Source organism: Lactobacillus sp. WILCCON 0149 (genome assembly GCF_057197965.1).
Genome location: NZ_JBUBHO010000001.1, coordinates 992,705 through 1,011,768 on the forward strand (window position 1 = coordinate 992,705; position 19,064 = coordinate 1,011,768).

The window sequence follows — 19,064 nt, forward strand, 5'->3', positions numbered from 1 at the left end:
AAAAATGGCATAAAGAAAGGCCGCCTGCGTGATTGCAGGCAGCCATTGGAAACGGTTATCCGTATGTTGTTTATCCGGTTTGCTTAGGCAAAGCCTCCCAGAGTCTTAAGTCCTCCTGTCCAAGCGACCAGATCGCGATTCCGCGAAGTCCCCAGCGGTAGGCCGCCTGATTCGCCCAGTAGACGAGCGAGTCCACGTCCTGATAGTAGAGGATCGAGAATCCGTCCGCGTCGCCGAGAAACAGGCGGGACAGCCAGATGTTGATATCCCTTGGCGTGATGGTGACCATGTAATCCTTCCCGCATTCGAGACTGAGCTGCGCCGAGTGGTAGAACTCATAGTCCATCGAGATGGATTCGCTTCTCGTGTCGGGTTCCTCCATATCGGATGTCAGCGTGAACACCTGGAACTCATCGTCCCACGTGCAGTTTGTGCGGCTGATCCTGCCGTATTGCGTGACGGTGCCGCCCGGAAATGTGACGTCGAAGCGTTCATAAGGTTCATAGGTCCATGCGTCGCCCATGCGGAGAAGCTCACACACGGTACGGCTGTCGCTCTGGTATCCCGCCGAGCCGCCGGTGAATCCGCTGACGCTCGCGGTGAAACGAAGCGTGTAAGCCGCGCCGGAATAGACGCGCACCGTGTTTCCTCTGATCCGCATTTCGATGGTGTACATCATCGGATCAGTTCTCAGATCGGTTGACCTTGTCTGGCTGATGCTCTGGCCGTAGCTTCCGAGTTTCGTGCTCCCGTTCCAAAGCTCCACGGCCTGCGTATCGTAGTTCAGGCAGCAGAACAGGCTCCCGCAGAAGATCCCCGCACGGCCAGTGCTTCCGGAAGGAAACGCAAGACGCGCTCTGAGGTGAATGTCGCGGAAACCGTCGTAGTTCCATGCGAACTGTCCGTTTCCGTCAAGCTGGGAGTAGACGCGGCTCTCTGAGTTTTCGTCCTCCCGCCAGATCTTCCATGAGCCGGATACGGTTTTCCAGTAACCTGTTTCGAGCATTCCGTAGTCCCTGAAATCGGCGTACCAGATGAGCGCGGAATCCGGCTTTCTGCGGAGCACCTCGGTTGTGAGCTTGAATCCCTTGTCGGGCTGGCATTCGTTTCCGTCCACGTCGATGAACTTCCTCGGAGAGAGCGTAAAGGACGCGGAGCCTGCGGACGGTGCTTCCGTGAACGATGAGCAGACGCGGAATCCGTAGAACTGTACGCCCTTCACGTCGACTGACACCGTGATGGTATGCGCTCCGGCGGAAAGGGATATCCCGTCCGCGAGACTCGCCCAGAAGGTGCTTCTCCAGTACGGCCACCACAGGCGCGACTCCGTGAAACGCTTCTGCGTTCCGTCAATCGATACGTAGATGCCGTTCTTGTCCCAGAAGGGATAGCAGAGCCGTACCGCGATGTCATATGTCCCGGAGGATGAGATGGTGAAGCGGTATGTAGCGCTTCCTTCGTCGCCCATGACGGCTATGCCGTTTTCGCTGGATACGATGCCGGAATAGCTGTCCGGCGTTCCGTCGTGATCCACATAGACGGTGCCGAAGCCGGCTTTCTGCGTCTTGCCGTAGGCCGTGAGGTAGTGTCTGCGGTTATATGTCCCGTTCAGCTGCGGGTACTCATAGCTTGCGGCGTCCCGTCCCTCCATGAAGTCATAGACCTGCGGGAAGGCATAAGGGACCTTGTTGTAGTCGTCCCAGTAAGCGAGGATCGGGATGAAGGGCTGAGGCGGTTTGTCGTCTGTGAAGTTGTATTTTCCCGTCATCCAGTTTTTCGCCGCGTAGTATGTGTTGGAAATTCCGCGGTAAGTCTTGCCGAGATTCTCAGGCGTGTCGTAGATCTGCCAGTTCCATCCGTAGGCGGGAAGTCCCATGAACACTTTTTCCGGCGTCATGACGCGGGAGGCGTAGTCGTAGATGCCGTCAAGCCAGTCCTTCGGGGACACCGGTCCGGGAGCGGAACCCGCCCACGCCATGCCGTAGCTCATGATGGCAGCGGTATCGCAGTAATCGTTCAGATCCGCGTAAACGCACCAGTTTTCGCCGCCGACCGAGCCGTTCACCGAGCTCATGCCGGGGAGACAGATGTTGACTTTCTTTGTGCTGTCGTAAGTTTTGACCGCGTTCCAGATGTTCCGGAACATGGCGGAGGACTTTGCGTGGGTGGAATAGCCGCCGCCTCTCTCAAGGTCGATGTCGACGCCGTCACACCACGGGTATTTCTCCATGATCCGCACGAGTTCCGTCAGGAACTTGTCCTGCGCGCCGTCTGTGTTTTCCCTGAGGGCGGTGAACACGCCGGACGTCCCGTCGTTCCGGACGGTCAGAAGCCATGTGATGTGAGAGTATTTATTGACGTAGGTCAGCATGTCGCTGATCGCCACGCCGGATTCCGTGATGGTACCGGTCTTGTCTACTTTGAAAGAAAAAAGACCGACCTGTGACAGGCGGTCTCCGTAATTATCAAGCGCGGTGTACATTCTCACGTTTCCCATAAATGTCCAGACCATGCACTTGCGGCCTTTGAGTACATCAAGGCTCATATCAGATCACCGTCCTCCATCTCCTGAAATTCAACGTAGAGCCGTGCCGACTTCTTATCTTCGACCGTCACCGGATGCTTGCTGTCCCCGGCGGCTGAATACTGGAAAAAGCCGTCCTTTGAAGCGGTCGATCCGTTTTTCAGACACTCTCGTGAAGAAGCGAGAAGTTTCAGTTTGTCTCCGGCGGCTGCCGCTTCGGTGAAGGTCGCCTTATGCGCTCCGGCGCCTAAGGCAAGGGAGACGCTGCCGGCTTTCATGTTCTGTCTGGGCGTGATCTTCCAGTCGAGTCCTGCGGTGGTCTTACCGAGATTGAAGATGATGCAGGTCATGCTTCCGCGGACGATGCCGTTGTAGAATCGTTTGCCGGTGACTGCGTATTCATCGCCGGTTTCGTACTCCTTCTGAAGCGTTTCCGTGTTGACTGCATATCCGGAGAGGCGGTCGCCCTCCTGCAGCATGAGATCGGTGAACCAGACCGTTCCCGTGCAGTCGGTCACCTGTGGTTTCAGTGTGACTGAGACGATACGCTTCTTTTCCTTTTTCTCGATGGTCTCCGTGAATCGTGTGAATATCGGCATGATTACTCACCGTCCTCCGTCCATTTGATCTCGCTTACATGCCCGACCCATCCGGTCGCGATCGATCCACCCTGCAGGAGCATGTCAGTGATATGGATGGTTCCGGTGCAGTCGGTCACGCAGACCCGGACACGTATCTTTTTGACACGTCCGTTCTGCGGGGAGACCGCCTGCGCCACATGCGTAAAACTTGCCATGTCTTTCTCCCTTACATCAGATCGATAAACCGTGTCTCCGTCGTTCCGTCTTCATATTCGAAGGTGACCTCCACGCCGACCTGACCGTTTTCTCCTTTTTTCAGATCGTCCGATGCGATCTGGCAGGAGAAGGTGTAACTGTCCCGGTTCGCCGGAGTCACGGTCTGCGTCAGGCTTTTCGTGGTATTCAGCGCTCCGATGCATTTGAAGGAGGCGGTCCCCGAGACGCCGTTTTCCGCATCCACTTCGAATCCGGAGTTTTCCCAGTAAGACAGGCCGGAGTCGGCTCGTGAGTTCTTCAGATGGTTGAACGGCACAAGGTCCTGCATCTCCTGACTGTCGACGAGGTTCGCCCCGGCGAGCGTGTCGGCGGCGGCGTCCCACTGGGACGAGGAGTCTCCGAGTTCCCGGAGCGTGGTCGACAGTTCTAGGACGGTGTTCCATGGTTCACGCAGGTTGTATTCCCGCCGCACGATCCTTGTCTTGATGGAAAGGCCCAGTTCGTCGTCTTTCACGGTCACGATGTCGCCGAGCTTCCATGTTTCGTGTTCGTAACCTGTGAGGACGGAGAGATCCATCGCGTTCAGAACGTAGGAGATGCGAGGGGAGGCGTAATCCGCAAGACGCATCTCGGCATATTCCTTCATCTGGTAGGGGTTCGTGAAATTCGAGCAGTCGAGCGTGGATATGCGGATCTCGTCCGTGTATGTGGTGTCCTCGACGTATTCCTTCCCGTCGTTGATGGACGCAAATGTCATGCCGTCCTTGCCGTAGGCATAAAGGCGTGTGATGAGACTTTGCGTGTCGATGACGCGCTTGATGGACTTCATGTTCTTTTTATAGCAAAAGAGCGCGCCGGAGTCCGTGCCGCTGAAGGTCAGAAGGCTCACGGTCCGGTTCGCGTTGTCGAAGATAAGGTCGCCTCCGTGAAGATCCTGCACCTTCCGGAGAATCGCCAGAGCGTTTTTCTCCGTAGATGTCCAGGTGCGCTTCGTGCGGACGTTGACCGTTCCGAGCGTCCAGCCGGTGTCCTTAAGTGCGTAGGCCATCGGGACGTCGGCCGTATCCGCGTTGAAGGTCTGTTCCGTTTTCTTCACTGAGAATCCGAGATCATAGAACGCGGCTTCGGCATATACGGAGGTGACAGCGGCTCCTTGCTCGTTTTTCTCGTCCGTTATGGTGCGGATTCGGTAAATATCGTTTCCGACCGTTATCTGTTTCTCGTTTTCAAGATATTTTCGTTTGCCGTCCTTGAAAGGCAGATTGAACTCCAGCGTATCGATGCCGTTGATCTCTCCTGTGACGACGACGTTATAGGCGTTTTCGAGTATGGCTTCTTTGTTTCCTTCCTTATCGAGAACGATGAGGTCCTTATCGTCCGCCATGTCTGTCACCTCCATCTGCTGCGGGCTATTATCTTCAGCTTCTTGAATGATGATTCTCCCGGAACGGAAAGACTGATTCCTCTTAACGTCGGGGTCTTCGAGGTGTCCGTTGTCGTAAGGGTTATCCTGAAACGGATGTATTGCCCTGATCCGGACTGCACGCTGCCGTCATCCGCGAGTGACGCCCAGTCGCTCCAGGTCGTAAGGTCGTCCGATGTCGAAGTTTCTGCCGTGATTCCGGTCCCGTCCGGGGTTTCCGCGTCCACGGTGACAAGGCAGGTGCTTTCAATCCCGTAGGAGACAGCCGCCGTGGTGAGCGTCCCGGACGAAGGATATGCGCCGCTTGCCGCTTTCAGGGTCACGGCGTTCTCCGTTGTGAGCCCGTCCACGCCGGCATCGGAATCCGCGGCGTTTGCGGACAGGGATTCCTTGAGCCACAGGGATATGTCATCCGCGGTGAGGTCGGAATCGCAGTCGAGAAACCAGTCGTCGAAGCTGCCGGCGTACCAGTAGGAGTCGGAATGCATGCCCCAGATCAGATCCGCCGTGCAGGAGGCGTTGAGCGCCCCCGTGAAACTGAGGACGTCCGATTCCCAGACCGTGCCGGTGCTGCGATCGCCAAGAATGTACTGCGCCGTTTTGCCGTTTGGTCTGATGAGACAGGCGATGAAATACCAGCCGCCGTTTTCCAGAGTGAAAGACGGCGTCATGGATTTATCGAGGATCAGAGTCCCTGAAGAATCGTAGAGCATGATCCTCGGCTTCCCGGATAAAAGCGACAGGTAGAAAATCGGCTGCCCAGGGCCGTAGCGCGTGTTGAACAGCGGGCAGTATGTGTTCCCAACGGAGTAGGTGGTCGGCATGAACCATCCGCCGAAGGCGATCGTCTCGCCGAGCGTCTGGAAGATCGTGCCGTCGTTCGTGACCTTGAGATAGGTCTTCTCTGTAGACGGACTATTGATATTCATACGGAAGGACCGTCCGAGATGCCCTGAAGGGAGGCTTGCGGTCGTTCCGCTCCAGCCGCGGATCACGGCGTTCCGGCTTTTGCCGGAGGAGTCGGCAAGGCTCGTGGCGGAGTCCGGCTCGGATTCGTTGAACCGCCACAGGCCGTCCGCTCCCCATGAGGATGGCACCTGCCCGGTGAACGCGTCCTGCGTGCTTAATTCCTTCACGGCCCTTGTCGTGCTGCTGTCCGCGTCGATCACGAGCGTGTTCTCCCCGGCCTTGAGCTCCGGGAAGTTCAGGCTTCCGATGAGCGGCAGGCCGTTCCGGAGCGTGTTGCCGTCCTGGTCCGTGACCTTTGCCGTCATGAGCGCGGAGTCGATCACGAGGATCTCTTCTTTTCCGAGTTGTCCGCTGATTTCCAGTGATTTACCGTTTGTGGTCAGAACAGCGCTTTTTTCCTTCGTGAGACTGGCCTGAAGGAGATAGACCGGAAGGGAGTCCGCGTTTCCAAGTTCCCGGTTCAACGTGAAAGTGCCGGGTTCGGTGAATTCATAGGTTTCGTCTGCTTCCGCGTAGGCATACGGGTCCGGGCAGAAAAACGTGAGATCGAAAGTGCAGGAGTTGCGAACCGCCTTATCAAAAGAGAATCCTCCTTCGAGTCTCGCTTTGTACACGCGGTCCGGTTCCTTGTCGAGGATCAGATCGCGGAGCCCCTCGTCCGGATTCAGCCATGCGATGATTTCATCTTTTCGTGCGAGAAAGTCCGCGTCGGATTTGCCCGGCGGGATGAAGCAGGAAATCTCGATCTTCCTTTCGCCGATCGTCTCACCGAAGTCGAACACGCCCTCGCGTCCCGGAACGGTGATCGTATTATTGGTGAAATCCGGCATCCGGTATTCTTTGGTCATTCGTGTGGCAAGGCCGAAGCTCTGGGAAGTTCTGCCGTTGAATTTGAAGCCCATTCAGATCACCGTTCCTTTCGCCCGGCGGCTGCCCACAAGCAGGCTGTTGAGCTGCTGGGATATTTTCCGTATGTCGTCGTCGTTTCTTACGCTCATCGTCTCGATGTTGATGAGCGGACCGTTGTAGCTTGAGCCGGAGCTGTCATTTACCGCCTCGCGTATCATGCTCTTAAGAGAGTTCACGCCGACGACTGCCTCGTCACCGGCTTCTCCGCCTCCGAGGAGCGTGCCGTTCGACTGTCCGAAGATCGTCGCGTCTTTTAAGATCATGCCGCTCTCCATCGCCTTCTTGTACCAGGAGACGGAAAAGTGCGGGATGCTCGGCGGATTCAGGCTGAACTTGCCGCTTATCGAGAAATGCGGGAGTTTGATCTTCGGCAGGCTCCACTTGAAGTTGAAGACGCTCTTGAGCTTTCCGACGATTCCGGAGACGAAGCTCCAGATCCCGTTGAAAACAGAAGAGAACTTTCCCTTGATGCCGTTAAGGATTCCGGATATCGTGCTTTTGATCGCATTGAACGCGCCGGTGATGCCGCTCTTCATGGCGTTCACGACGGACATGACGGCCGACTTGATGCCGTTCCAGATCGAAGTTACGACCGATTTCACTCCGTTAAAGACGGTAGAGGTCGCGGTTTTGATCGCGTTCCACGCCGTGGTCACTGCGGTTCTGATTGCGTTTACCACGGTGGTGATGACGGTTTTAATCGCATTCCAGATGGTGGTCACAACAGTCCGGATGGCGGTGAGGACTGTGGTGATTACTGTCTTGTAAATATTGAAGTAGGTCGTCACCACAGTCTGGATCGCCGTGAATATGGTCGTGAAGAATGATTTGATACCGTTCCAGATGGTCCGGATCACGGTGCTGATGGCATTCATGACGGTTTCAACGACGGTCTTTATGCCATTCCAGGCACCGGAAAGGAACGTGCTGATTCCGTTCACGGCGGTGGTGAATACACTTGTGATCGCCGTCCAGATCGTCGTAAAGAAGTCTTTGATCGCGGTGAATACCGTGACAGCGACTTCCTTGATGTTGTTCCAGAGACCGATCCAGAAGTTCCGGAAACTCTCGCAGTTATTCCACAGATAGATGAATGCGGCAACGAGCAGTCCGATGGCGGTAATGATAAGGCCGATCGGATTGGCGGCCATCGCCGCGTTCAGCCCTGTGATAACGGTTTTCACGCCGGTGACAGCCGCCGTGATCTTCGGTATGACGGTGAGGATCGTCCCGACCGAGGTGATCAGCTTGCCGATGACGATGAGAACAGGTCCCACGGCTGCGGCAATAAGAGCTATCTTCACGATGGTTTCCTGCACGGGTCCGGGAATGCCGTTCCAGATGTCCGCGAACTTCTGAAGCGCGGCCGAGATGTCCTGCAGGACAGGCTTGAGAACAGTCGCGAGGCTGTTTCCGATGTCAGCGCCGACTTCCTTCAGAGAGTTCAATGTCATCTGGAACTGGTCGATCGGGTCGAGTGTCTCGTTGAACGTGTTTTCCACACTGCCGGAGAAATCGCCGAGCGTGCCGGACAGATCGTCAAGGTTGAGTTTCCCGCTCTGCACGGCGTTGTAGAATGCAGCGCCCGCCTTGCTTCCGAACAGGTCGTAGGCGGCCTGCAGCTTCTCGGTGTCCGACTTGTTGGAACTCATCGTGTCGGAGAAACCTTTCAGCGCCTCATCGAGGGACATGCCGTCGTCCGCCGCGTTCTTCATGGCTTTCTTAAGACCGGCCATCGCCGTTGAAGTGTCGAGACCGGACATTTCCACCATGCCCATGAATCCGGCGGCCTGCTGGGCGGTCAGTCCCATCTCCTTAAACTGTGCGGCGTTCTGCGACAGGTCGTTTGCCAGCGTGTCCATGGAGATCCCGGTCGCCTGTCCGGTGGCGTTCAATGCATCCAGAAGGTCGCCCGCGTCGTCCGTGGACTGCCCGAAGGCGTTCAGAACAGAGGAAACGTTATCGACGGAGGTGGATACGTCCGTGTCGTTCAGCTGCGCGAACTTGATGAACTTGCCCGACAGATCCTCAAGCGCCTGCCCGGTGAGACCGAATCTTGTGTTGACTTCGCCGACGGCCGCGCCTGCGGTTTCAAAGTCCGTCGGAATCTGCGTCGCGAGATTCTTGACGCTCTGCTGCATTTCTTCAAGCGCCTGCCCGGACGCACCGGTTTTCTGCGTCACGATGTCAAGTCCGGAGTCCACTTCGCCGAAAGCGACAAGAGAAGCCGCCCCGAGAGCGGTGATCGGCGCAGTCACGCCTTTGGAGAGGGATTCGCCGACGCCTGAGATCTTGCCGCCGACTTCCTGCATCTTGGAACCGGTCTGTTTTAGTGTGGCCGCAATACTGGAATCCGTATTCTTTGTCTGTTCCTCGAGGTTCTTCAGTTCCTGCTCGGTTGCGATGATCTCACGCTGCCATGCGTCGTACTGTTCCTGTGTGACGCTGCCGTTTTTAAGACCCGCGTCCATCTGATCCTGCACCGATTTCAGCTGTGTGAGCTTGTCCTTGTTTTCCGTCACCGCCTGAGAGAGCAGTTTCTGCTTCTGGGCGATGAGCTCGGAGTTGGTCGGATCGAGTTTCAGGAGCTTGTTTACGTCCTTGAGCTGGGACTGGGTGTTCCTGATTTCCTTGTTGACGCCGGACAGCGCTTTCGAGAGGCCGGTCGTATCGCCGCCGATCTCGACTGTGATGCCTTTGATTCTGTCAGCCATACGAAGCCTCCTTCCTTAGAATCTGTCCATCATTTCCTGCGTCGCGATTTCCGGGTAGTCCCAGTCGTCGTTCGACATCTCCGCGTACATGTCGTTTACGGTTCCGATCGTGAGAAGATCAAGTTCCGAGATCGAAAGTCCGATCTGTACGCAGCGCAGTAAAAAGAGTGGGGTTGTCATTTCCCGCTCTGTCGCATGGTGTTTTTTTTAGACTGGACCTGCTGTTCCGTATTGAGTCCCCACAGCTCGATGATCTGAGGGAGAATCTCGTAGATCGAGAACGTGGAGAACTCGTCCAGCCATTCCTCAGGAGTATCCGGAACGTCTTTGTCCGCATGCTTTGCCATGAGCCATGCGATGTTCTCGAAAAGTTCGAGACTGAACGTGTCCAGACTGGAATTTTCCGCGTCGTTTTCGTCGATGCTTTTCTGAAGCTTACTCAGGTCACGGTAAATATCCCTGTGGAACTTATTCCTGTAGAGCCTTGGAATGGCGGCTGACGCGCGGAACGTCACAGGCTTTTCGTCGATTTCGATTGTCTTTATCACTGCCATTGCCGATCACCTCATTCCGTCAGGCTGCTTGTGGACGAAGAACTCGTGGACGAGGACGCCGCCGCAGCCGTCGGTTCATAAACCTTGTCGTACCATGCGTCGTACACAGCGTCGGATGTATTCGTTCCGGTCTTTACCTTCACGAGTCCGGACGGCAGCGGCGAAACCGTGAGGGAGAGAGTCTCCGTCTGCACTTCGGTCGAGTCTTCCTTCGTGGAGCCGGAAACGGAAGGACGGGTCGCCGAGCAGTAGTACATGCAGTGGCGGATCTTCCTCTGGTCGCCGGAAAACTCGAAAAGGAGCGCGAAATGCTCCGGCTCCACGTCCTTGTTTTCGGCAATGACGCCGTTGGCGTCCTCCGTTTCGTGCATCACGTCCGTGAGAAAACTCTCCGGGATGAGGGCGAGCTCGAAGTCGCCGGAATATCCGTTGTTGTTCGAAACCATGTAATATACGGAATCGTCCGCATAGAACGGATCGTTTTCGCCCTCGGCATCGAGGGAAAGAGATACCGCGCCGGGCATGGCGACAGGCGTGCCGAATGTGACCGTGCCGTCCTCCGCGAGCGTCGCGATCGCGTAGTGGCAGTTCTTAAGGCCGAACTTGACCTTGTTTTTCTTGTTTGCCATATCTGTTAACCTCCTATGATTTGTGTTTGATACAGGACCTCATACATCTTTTCTTCCTCGATCCATACTTCCGATTTCTCGAAGGGGAGTTCGTGCGAGTTCAGGATGTTTTCGATCCCGGTTTCCGTATCCGGGTCTTTCTTATCCGTGTACAGTTCGATGTTGAGTTCGTCGATCTTCTGGAAGACCGTGTCGTCCGCGAACAGGTTGTCGCTGCCGGGAAAAAGAAAACAGAGAAAAGGCGGGTCCGGAGACTCGCCTTCTGCAAAATGATCGTAAGCGACAGGAATCCCCGTCTCTTCGAGCATCGATTTGATGTATTCGGGTGTCATGAAGTTTTATCCTTTCAGTTTTTCTTCGATCGCTTTCACAAGCGTTTCATTTCCGCGTTCCTCGGCTTTCGCTATATGAGGTCTCGCCGCGACTCTTCCTCCGCCGCGTTTGGCGTGGCCGTGTTCCAGAAGGTGGGCGATCTGGTAGCGGTTTCTCGAATGCACGACGAGATCGATGGATTCGGAATCCTCGTGAACGTTTTTCACGGACCACGACTTCTTGTACTTTCCGGTGTCGACCGGAGCGGTGTTCTGGATGTCCTTGCGGACGGACTTCGCCGTTTCCTTCACGGTGTCTTTCAGATCGTCCGCCGCGAGATCAGCATATTTTTCGAGTTCCGCCATGATGGCGGAATCCATGTCATCAATCGAAGTGTTTCTGCTCATGAGCCTTTCTCCAGTCTGCAGTTGAATTTGATCGAGTTTCGTTTGTAGCCCATCGGGTTCACGTAGGTGATGTTGTAGACATGTTCTTCCGCGAGAATCCGGTATTTCGTGGATTCGACCGCGGAAAGCTCAGAACACCACCGGCAGGTGAAGTCGAGGGATTCCTCGGGATTTACGACCTCGCCCGATGACTCCGATCCGCTCTGCGTTCCGATGGTGGCGTAGCACTTGAAGTAGTCCGTCCATGCGGCGGTGTGGTTCCCGTACTTGTCTACCGTGATCTCGTTCTTCTGAAAGGTCACGGGGACGCGGAGAGCTGCGATGTTCATCAGAACTCCTCCTTCCTGACGCCGAAGAGAAGTGCGCGGAGCGTGAGGTTCAGCTGACTGTGATCCGCTTCCTCCCGATGTTCGTAGAGATAGGCGACGGTATAGAGAACGGCGATCCGTATGCGGATCAAAACCTTTTCTTCATTCGCTTCCCATTCCTCGTCGGAAAAACGAGCTATGTCCTGTACGATTGCAGTCGCGGATTGAATGAGATTTTTAATCAGTTCGTCCTCGTCGGAGGAACTGACTCTTAAGTATGTCTTGGCTTCTTCAAGCGTCACTTCCATCTGATTACCTCCGTTAAAGAATCAGGGCATCCCCGAAAAAAGGAGATGCCCTTGAAATGTTAAGTGGGCGGATCAGGCGGATGCCTTGACGGAAAGACCGCGGACGGCTTCCGGCAGGATGAGCTTGCCGTCGACCCTTTCGGAGGCGAGGAAACCGATCTGCCCGTTCGCTGCGTACAGCTCGGACAGGCGCTTGAAGGAGCGGCCCTGACGGTCGGCGATCCAGTAGTAGGAGAAGTCTCCGAACAGGATCGGCACGTTTCCGGCTGCAAGCTCAGGCGCATAGATGCTCGTCTTGTACGGACGGTTAAGGATGGTGTCCGGCTGGCCCGCGACCACACTCGGCTGCCAGATGTAGTTTCCGTTGCTGTCCTTGATCTTGCGGAGCGCCTTGACGGTAGAGTCGTTCAGAATCCAGACCGCGCGGTTGCGGTACACGCTCCTCAGGGAATGGAACACGTCCATGATTTCATCGAAGGTGATGTTCGTGTTCGCAATTTCCGTAGTCGCGCCGTCTGTCGCCTTGACCTTGGTGAATACACCTTCAGGCTTTTTCTGTCCGTCGCCGACAAGGAACGCCTCCTCCTCGGCTGCCCCGATACGTCTCGCGAATTCGGTGGAGATGTAATTCTCCAGATCGAAGACGGAGTCGTTCATCAGCTCCTCGGAAACCTTGATGGCGGTTCCCAGCTTGTATGCGGAGAGGGTGATCTGGTCGAAGGTGTCATCGGATTCAGGGTACAGGCCGTTTTCCTCCATCCAGCTTGCGGTTCCGTGAGATGCGACGATCGGGATGGTGTGCGTGCCGCTGTCGGTCTGGATGACGTGAGCGAGGGAACGGAAGAAGTTCTCGTCGGTCAGCGCCTGCACCAGCTGTTTCTCGTATTCGTCCGGAACGAGGTAACCGCCGTTCGCGTCGGTTCCGATCTCGAGAACGTTCTTGACGTCGTACCAGTTGCGCTTGCGGATCGAATCCCAGAACGCTGTTTTGTACGCATTGGAAGCGATGCCCGGCTTGTCCTCCAGCTGCGTTTCTGCTCCCGGTTTCCCGGTGAGGGGAGCCGTGGTCGGCTGGGAGAGCATCCTGTCGATCTGCTCCTGTCGCTGCAGGCGTTCGATGTCGCGGGTGAGGTCGGTGACTTCTTTTTCCATCTTGTCGTAAGTGGCAGCGTCTTCCGCGGATACGTTGCCTCCGTTGTCGGAGTGTGTATAGAGAAACTGTTTTGCGGCGTTCCACGCCTTTGCGCGTTTCTCCATAAGTTCCATGATTTTGGTCATTTTAAGTTCCTCCATTTCATTCAGTGGCTGAGAAGCGAGAGCCGCTTCTCAAGGTCAGCAGCCTTGACGGCCGGTTTCGTATTTTTCTGCACAGGTGCGCGCTTCGGGATGAGCTTTGAAAGAAGCGAGTCAGTGACGGCTTTCCTTGAGAAAAGCATCTCGATTTCGGAACCGTCGTCAGTCTCTTTGTCATCGTCTCCGGAAGGCTCAGTGCCATCCGCAAACAGGATCTCGTCTGCGAATCCGAGCTTCTTTGCTTCTTTCGCGTTCATCCACGTTTCGGCGTCCATCAGCTTTGAGATCTTGGCTCTTGAAAGGCCGGACTTGATCTCGTAGGCGTTCATAATGCTTTCCTTGACCTCGGAAAGCATGTCGATCGCCTTCTGCATTTCCTCGCTGTCGCCGATCGCTATGGTCGCGGGATTGTGGACCATAAGCATGGCCACGGGACTCATGCAGACCTTCGTTCCGGCCATCGCGATGACGGATGCAGCGGATGCTGCGAGAGCGTCAATCTTGACGGTCACGTCGTACGGATAATCCATCAGCATGTTGTAGATCTGGGCAGCCGCGAAGACGTCGCCGCCCGGTGAATTGATCCAGAGCGTGATGTTGCCTTTTCCGGAATTCAGTTCATCCTTGAAGATCTGAGGTGTGATTTCGTCGCCGTACCAGGTCTCATCGGAAATTTCCCCGTCGAGGTAGAGCGTACGGTCTGAACCGAAGCTGTCCGGCGTTTCGTTTCGCACCCATCTCCAGAACTTTCTTGTCATAAGGGCGTCCTCCTTTCCCGGAGCCGGGTATCGGACTCCGATTGTTCCCGTGATTCTTTTGTCTGTCCTTCCTGTGTTTCACCTGATTCCTCCGTTTCCTTAGGTGCCGAGGCGGCGAAGATGCCAGCGTCCTCGAGTTTGGTCATGTTGCCGTTGATGAGGTACAGATCCCCGCCTTCATCCGCCGGGATGCGGTCGAGGTTCTCAAGCTCGCGGATGTCGTTTGCGCTCATCCAGCCGTTCTGGCGTGCGGTGGCGTAACCGTTCATGCGGCTTTGGTAATCGCCTCTGAGAAGGCCGTCTACGTTGAACTTGAAGAAGTATTCTTTCTTTTCCTCGGGGCGGAGGAGGGCGCGCCGCATGTACTGTTCCCAGCGGGAGACCCACGGGTCGAGCGTGTATTTCACGAATTCCAGCGACTGCTGTTCGATGTTGCTGAACGAGCTTTTCTCAAGGTCGCCGATCATGTGCGGCGGAATCCTGAATATCCTTGCGATCTCGTCAATCTGGAATTTGCGCGTCTCGAGGAACTGCGCCTGTTCCGGTGAAATGGAGATCGGCGTGTATTTCATGCCTTCCTCGAGGACAGCCACCTTGTTGGAATTGGCAGAGCCGCCGAAAGCGGAATTCCAGCTTTCCCTGACGCGCTCCGGGTCCTTCACCACGCCGGGGTGTTCCAAAATGCCTCCCGGCGTCGCGCCGTTTGCGAAAAACTTCGCGCCGTATTCCTCACAGGCGATTGCCATACCGATGCTGTTTTTTGCCATCGCGATCGGCGAGTAGCCGACAAGTCCGTCGAAGCCGAGCCCCGGAATGTGGAGCACGTCGTATGGCGTAAGCCGTACAAGACTTCCTTCCATCGTGTGCGCCTCGTCCTGCGAGGTCTGGTATTCGTAGAAAAGCTCGCCGTTTTCATCGCGGTCGACCCTCATCCGGTTCGGCATCAGCGGATAAAGCGCTACGACTTCTCCCTTGCCGTTTCGAATGATCTGCGCGTAGGCGTTGCCCCACAAAAGCAGGTGCGTCATGAGGGTCTCCCGGAAGACGAAACTCGTCATTTCCGGGTTAGGTTCGTCGTGCAGCAGTGTATAAAGCGGATGGTCGAGCGCCTTTTCTTTGCTGCCGTTTGCCGTGTAGCGGTACAAATGGAGAGGCAGTCCCGCGATCGCCTCGGAAAGAATCCGGACGCAGGAATAGACCGCCGTGATCTGCATGGCGGATCGTTCCGTCACGGATTTTCCTGATGTGGTTCCGCCGAAGAAGAAGCGGTAGCTGCTTCCTGTGGTGGAGTCTTTCGGCTTGTCACGGCTTTTGAAGATTCCTTTGAAAATGCTCATAAAATTTCCTCCGAACTGATAAGAGCCTCCCTGAGAAGGAGGCTCTGATAGTAAATCGTGTAAGTTTTATTCAGATGAACAGGATGCCGCGGCTGTCATAAACCGACTCGGTGTTGTCGTTCCCGCAGCGGATCGCACGGTCAAGAGCCATGATGGCAGCGATCGCGCCGTCGATCTTCTCCGTGGATTTCTCTTTATCGGCTTTGATGTTCCCCGCCGGGTCCGTTCGGATATAGATGTTGTCCATCATCCAGCGGAGCACCGGATGCCCGCCGTGGGCGATCCTTTTTTCCAGTACGAGCTTCATCAGTTCTTTGGTGGGCGGACTCATGTCCTTGAAGCCCTGACCGAACGGAACGACGGTGAAGCCCATGCCCTCTAAGTTCTGTACCATCTGGACGGCTCCCCAGCGGTCGAATGCGATCTCGCGGATGTTAAAGCGCTCGCCTAATCGTTCTATGAACTTCTCGATATAGCCGTAATGGATGACGTTTCCCTCCGTGGTCTGCAGCACGCCCTGTTTCTCCCAGAGATCGTAGGGAACGTGGTCGCGCCGGACTCTGAGGTCAAGCGTGTCCTCCGGTACCCAGAAATAAGGGAGGATTACATATTTGCCGTCTTCATCTTCAGGAGGGAAGACGAGAACGAAAGCGGTGATGTCTGTCGTGCTGGACAGGTCGAGACCGCCGTAGCAGACTTTTCCCTCGAGGTCGTCTTCGTTTACCGGAAAGGCACAGGCGTCCCACTTGTCCATCGGCATCCAGCGCACGGACTGTTTCACCCACTGGTTGAGGCGGAGCTGACGGAAGGCGTTCTCTTCACCGGGGTTTTGCTTTGCGGACTCGCAGGCAGCTTTGACCTTGTCGATTCCGACCGTGATGCCGAGACTCGGGTTCGCTCTCTTCCAGACTTCCGGGTCGGTCCAGTCCTCGGATTCGTCCGCTCCGAAGATGACCGGGTAGAACGTCGGGTCATGTTTTCTGCCGCTCATGATGTCGAGCGCCTTTTCGTGCTGCTCGTAGCAGATCGAATGCGTGTCGTTTCCGGCGGTGGTGATGAGGAAGAACAGCGGCTGCATCCTCGCGTCGCCGGAACCTTTCGTCATAACGTCGAACAGTTTCCGGTTCGGCTGCGTGTGCAGCTCATCGAAGATGACGCCGTGGGTATTGAATCCGTGTTTATTCGCGACATCCGCAGACAGCACCTGATAGAAGCTGTGCGTCGGCAGGTATTCGAGCCGCTTCTGCGATTCAAGGATCTTTACGCGCTTTGAGAGCGCCGGGCAGAAGCGGACCATGTCGACCGCGACGTCGAACACGATCTTGGCCTGATTCCGGTCGGCCGCGCAGCCGTATACTTCGGCGCGTTCCTCGTTATCTCCGCAGGTAAGAAGCAGTGCGATTGCAGCGGCAAGCTCCGATTTTCCCTGCTTCTTAGGGATTTCCACATAAGCGGTGTTGAACTGACGGTATCCGTTTTCTTTGATCACACCGAAGAGGTCGCGGACGATCTGCTCCTGCCAGTCGATGAGCTCGAACGGTTTTCCCGCCCAGGTTCCCTTGGTATGGCAGAGCTGCTCGATAAAGAGCACCGCGTAGTCCGCGAGCGCCTCGTCGTAGTGGGAGGTCGGTTCCATGAAACGCGTCGTCTTGTAATCTTTCAGTTTCCGCATGGCCAATGAGCGCCCGCCTCCTTTCAGGGCAAAAGAAAAGACCGCCGAAGCGATCTGCAAAAAAATCTATTTCAGTACGAGAGCAAGAGCCTTTGTCGGCTCTGCTTTCGGAATGTTCAAATTCATGTGTTTCTTAGTTGTACTGTTTCAGAAGAGCTGCGTAAGCGAGCTGGCTTGCTTCATCTTCCGGTTCGATGTCCCAGCCGCGGTCGTAGTTTAAGGTGACCTTGCCGTTTACCCGAAGCTCCATCTTCGAAATGCGTCCTCCGTCGATTCCGTATTCTTCGGAAGGCTCCTCGTAATGCTTTACCCAGTATTTAACGCTTGTTCCTTCGATCAGAAGTGTTCCTTTTTCCCACATGGTCTTGTCCTCCGTTCGCTTTGTTTTCCCTTTCGGTACGTACATATATCACTCTGAACGCCTGTAATAGCAAGTCATTTCAAGGAATATATGTGACAATCTTCCGGGAAGTTCCCGCGGGGTGGATTGTGTAACTGCGTCAATCGGTTATGCTTCCTTGATGGTCATCTTGAAGGCCGGGATCAGTGCGCGCTCCTTGCTACCAAAGTGGGTATAGCGTTCTTTGATCTTGACAATCCCGTCCAGTGTGCAGCCGAGTTCCTCAAAGCGGGCGATGGTTTCGATAAGGCTTGAAAAGGTGGAACTGATCGTGAATTCCTTGATGCCGAGCTTCCTGCAGTCGGCAAGGATCGTTTCGATGTCGTCGTCCCAGATGACCTCGGCGAAGTTCGGCAGGTCGTTTCCTGCTTCCTTGCTGTAAAGATATGCCTGTCCGAGCGTCCAGTGGCATCCGATGTCTTCCCATTTCATTCCCGGCTTTGCGTTTTCGATGGCTTCAACTGTGTACTTCATGTCTGTTTCCTCCTGATTCTCTGTGGTTTTCCCTTCCGGTGTGTCTATATATCACTCTGTCCGGCACAGATAGCAAGTCAATTTTTCAAGAGAAATTGATAACTTTCTGTGTCCGGAAAATCAGGATTCCCCGGTCATGATGAAGCGGACGTATTCGTCACGGTGCTCCTCGATGAAGAGGACCAGCTCGTAGTATCCGCGGTCAAACGCGAGCCGCTGCACGCAGGGCAGGTCGAACATGTTCGTAAGACCAGTGTCGCGGATTTCGAGGATCTGTTCCTTGATGGTTTCCGTCATGTCACTCACCGACCTTTCGCACGATGTCTTCGCCGTAGATTACGTTCAGGCCGCTGCCGTTGTCCCAGTGGATGAGCAGGCTGCAGGTATCGTCGATGCCGTAGACGGTTCCTTTTGTTCCGATGGGCGGGGCCTGCACATCATCCATCCGCACGAGCTCGACGCGGGTGCCGTTCGGGTAGGTTCTGCGGAGCAGTTCAAGCTGCTCCGGTCTGATCATCCTCATGCCTGCACCTCCTCATCCGAGTCCTTTTCCGGCGCGCCATTCTTCCAGCTGGAATTTCCGGAGAGGTTCCGCAGAAGGATCTTGCGGCTTCCCTTGTACTCGGAGCCGATGAATCCGAGGCGGAGCAGGAAGCAGCGGAAGGCGTATTTTTCGTTTGTGACCGGCGTCTCTTTGCTGCTGGTGCGCTTGAGTTCCTTCGAGAGCTTGCAGAGCAGGGAAATGAACTCAGTGTAGGCTTTTGCCTCGTCCGGTTCCGGCAGTTCCTTGAACCAAGGGAAGGCGATGCGGTCGTCCTTGATCTCGAATCGCAGGTCGTCCACGCCGAGCGCCTTTTTAATGAGGCTGCCTTTGGCTTCGAGGATGTTCGTCAGGTTTCCGACCGCTGCCTTGTCTGACGGAATCTCAACCGTAAGACCGGTTTCTTCGGACTCTGTCGTGCTTTCTTCTGCGTCTGCAGGTTCTTCCTCGATTTCGGGTTCCGCCGTTGCATCGGGTTCCTGTGTGAAGCCTGCCTCTGTGAGTGCTTCGGTGATCCGGCTGATGGTTTCCGGTGCAGTGCGCTCATCCCATTCAAGTGTGCCGTTCTTGGTGACGGTCAGATCTCCGATTTCAAAATTGCAGGTCGGCATGAATTTGTATTCCGCCTTGACTCCGGTAGTATCCGAAATAACCTTGACCAGTTCCTTGCGCCTTGCTCCTGTTACGTTGTAATTGATTCGCATTGTGTTTACCTCCGTTTTCGTTGTGGTTGTT

21 protein-coding genes are annotated in these 19,064 nt (G+C 55.5%); all 21 read right to left on the reverse strand.

The window, feature by feature from the left end:
• Positions 1-70 precede the first annotated feature (70 nt).
• The 21 genes from ACYVUV_RS04640 to ACYVUV_RS04740 all read right to left on the reverse strand — a co-directional run bounded on the left by ACYVUV_RS04640 (position 71) and on the right by ACYVUV_RS04740 (position 19,033).
• Entirely contained in the window at positions 71-2,545 is a 2,475-nt protein-coding gene (locus ACYVUV_RS04640) for a glycosyl hydrolase family 18 protein (protein ID WP_484499065.1), read from the reverse strand.
• Complete coding sequence (locus ACYVUV_RS04645; RefSeq protein WP_484499066.1) at positions 2,542-3,123, reverse strand: hypothetical protein; 582 nt, start codon at positions 3,121-3,123, stop codon at positions 2,542-2,544. The genes ACYVUV_RS04640 and ACYVUV_RS04645 overlap by 4 nt, the downstream gene beginning before the upstream one ends.
• Before the next feature lie 2 nt (positions 3,124-3,125).
• Positions 3,126-3,320, reverse strand: coding sequence for a hypothetical protein (locus ACYVUV_RS04650; RefSeq protein ID WP_484499067.1), 195 nt, complete (start codon positions 3,318-3,320; stop codon positions 3,126-3,128).
• Between the two features lie 11 nt (positions 3,321-3,331).
• Complete coding sequence (locus tag ACYVUV_RS04655; RefSeq protein ID WP_484499068.1) at positions 3,332-4,705, reverse strand: phage tail spike protein; 1,374 nt, start codon at positions 4,703-4,705, stop codon at positions 3,332-3,334.
• A gap of 5 nt (positions 4,706-4,710) precedes the next feature.
• Entirely contained in the window at positions 4,711-6,615 is a 1,905-nt protein-coding gene (locus ACYVUV_RS04660) for a distal tail protein Dit (RefSeq protein ID WP_484499069.1), read from the reverse strand.
• Complete coding sequence (locus ACYVUV_RS04665) at positions 6,616-9,336, reverse strand: phage tail tape measure protein (RefSeq protein ID WP_484499070.1); 2,721 nt, start codon at positions 9,334-9,336, stop codon at positions 6,616-6,618.
• Positions 9,337-9,512: 176 nt separating this feature from the next.
• Entirely contained in the window at positions 9,513-9,890 is a 378-nt protein-coding gene (locus ACYVUV_RS04670) for a hypothetical protein (protein ID WP_484499071.1), read from the reverse strand.
• An 11-nt stretch (positions 9,891-9,901) separates the two neighbouring features.
• On the reverse strand, positions 9,902-10,519 hold the full coding sequence (locus tag ACYVUV_RS04675; RefSeq protein ID WP_484499072.1) for a major tail protein: 618 nt from the start codon (positions 10,517-10,519) through the stop codon (positions 9,902-9,904).
• 5 nt (positions 10,520-10,524) lie between these two features.
• Positions 10,525-10,851, reverse strand: a complete 327-nt coding sequence (locus ACYVUV_RS04680; RefSeq protein ID WP_484499073.1) for a hypothetical protein — start codon at positions 10,849-10,851, stop codon at positions 10,525-10,527.
• 6 nt (positions 10,852-10,857) lie between these two features.
• A complete protein-coding gene (locus ACYVUV_RS04685) occupies positions 10,858-11,238 on the reverse strand; it encodes an HK97 gp10 family phage protein (RefSeq protein ID WP_484499074.1) in 381 nt (126 codons plus the stop codon).
• The gene (locus tag ACYVUV_RS04690; protein ID WP_484499075.1) at positions 11,235-11,567 is read right to left on the reverse strand and encodes a phage head closure protein; all 333 of its coding nucleotides are present in this window, start codon (positions 11,565-11,567) and stop codon (positions 11,235-11,237) included. Before ACYVUV_RS04690 ends, ACYVUV_RS04685 begins: the two co-directional genes overlap by 4 nt.
• Positions 11,567-11,854: a head-tail connector protein gene (locus tag ACYVUV_RS04695; protein ID WP_484499076.1), complete on the reverse strand. Its 288-nt coding sequence runs from the start codon at positions 11,852-11,854 to the stop codon at positions 11,567-11,569. Before ACYVUV_RS04695 ends, ACYVUV_RS04690 begins: the two co-directional genes overlap by 1 nt.
• 72 nt (positions 11,855-11,926) lie before the next feature.
• A complete protein-coding gene (locus ACYVUV_RS04700; protein WP_484499077.1) occupies positions 11,927-13,132 on the reverse strand; it encodes a phage major capsid protein in 1,206 nt (401 codons plus the stop codon).
• Between the two features lie 20 nt (positions 13,133-13,152).
• Entirely contained in the window at positions 13,153-13,905 is a 753-nt protein-coding gene (locus ACYVUV_RS04705) for a head maturation protease, ClpP-related (protein ID WP_484499078.1), read from the reverse strand.
• Positions 13,902-15,242 (reverse strand): phage portal protein, encoded by a 1,341-nt coding sequence (locus ACYVUV_RS04710; protein ID WP_484499079.1) that lies wholly within the window; start codon positions 15,240-15,242, stop codon positions 13,902-13,904. Before ACYVUV_RS04710 ends, ACYVUV_RS04705 begins: the two co-directional genes overlap by 4 nt.
• Before the next feature lie 70 nt (positions 15,243-15,312).
• Positions 15,313-16,914, reverse strand: a complete 1,602-nt coding sequence (locus ACYVUV_RS04715; RefSeq protein ID WP_484499369.1) for a terminase large subunit — start codon at positions 16,912-16,914, stop codon at positions 15,313-15,315.
• 133 nt (positions 16,915-17,047) lie between these two features.
• Positions 17,048-17,275: a DUF7678 domain-containing protein gene (locus ACYVUV_RS04720; protein ID WP_484499080.1), complete on the reverse strand. Its 228-nt coding sequence runs from the start codon at positions 17,273-17,275 to the stop codon at positions 17,048-17,050.
• Between the two features lie 147 nt (positions 17,276-17,422).
• Positions 17,423-17,788, reverse strand: coding sequence for a DUF7698 family protein (locus ACYVUV_RS04725; RefSeq protein ID WP_484499081.1), 366 nt, complete (start codon positions 17,786-17,788; stop codon positions 17,423-17,425).
• A gap of 120 nt (positions 17,789-17,908) precedes the next feature.
• The gene (locus tag ACYVUV_RS04730) at positions 17,909-18,085 is read right to left on the reverse strand and encodes a DUF5049 domain-containing protein (protein WP_484499370.1); all 177 of its coding nucleotides are present in this window, start codon (positions 18,083-18,085) and stop codon (positions 17,909-17,911) included.
• 1 nt (position 18,086) lies between these two features.
• On the reverse strand, positions 18,087-18,311 hold the full coding sequence (locus ACYVUV_RS04735) for a DUF4314 domain-containing protein (protein WP_484499082.1): 225 nt from the start codon (positions 18,309-18,311) through the stop codon (positions 18,087-18,089).
• Positions 18,308-19,033: a virulence protein gene (locus ACYVUV_RS04740; RefSeq protein ID WP_484499083.1), complete on the reverse strand. Its 726-nt coding sequence runs from the start codon at positions 19,031-19,033 to the stop codon at positions 18,308-18,310. The genes ACYVUV_RS04735 and ACYVUV_RS04740 overlap by 4 nt, the downstream gene beginning before the upstream one ends.
• Between the last annotated feature and the right edge of the window lie 31 nt (positions 19,034-19,064).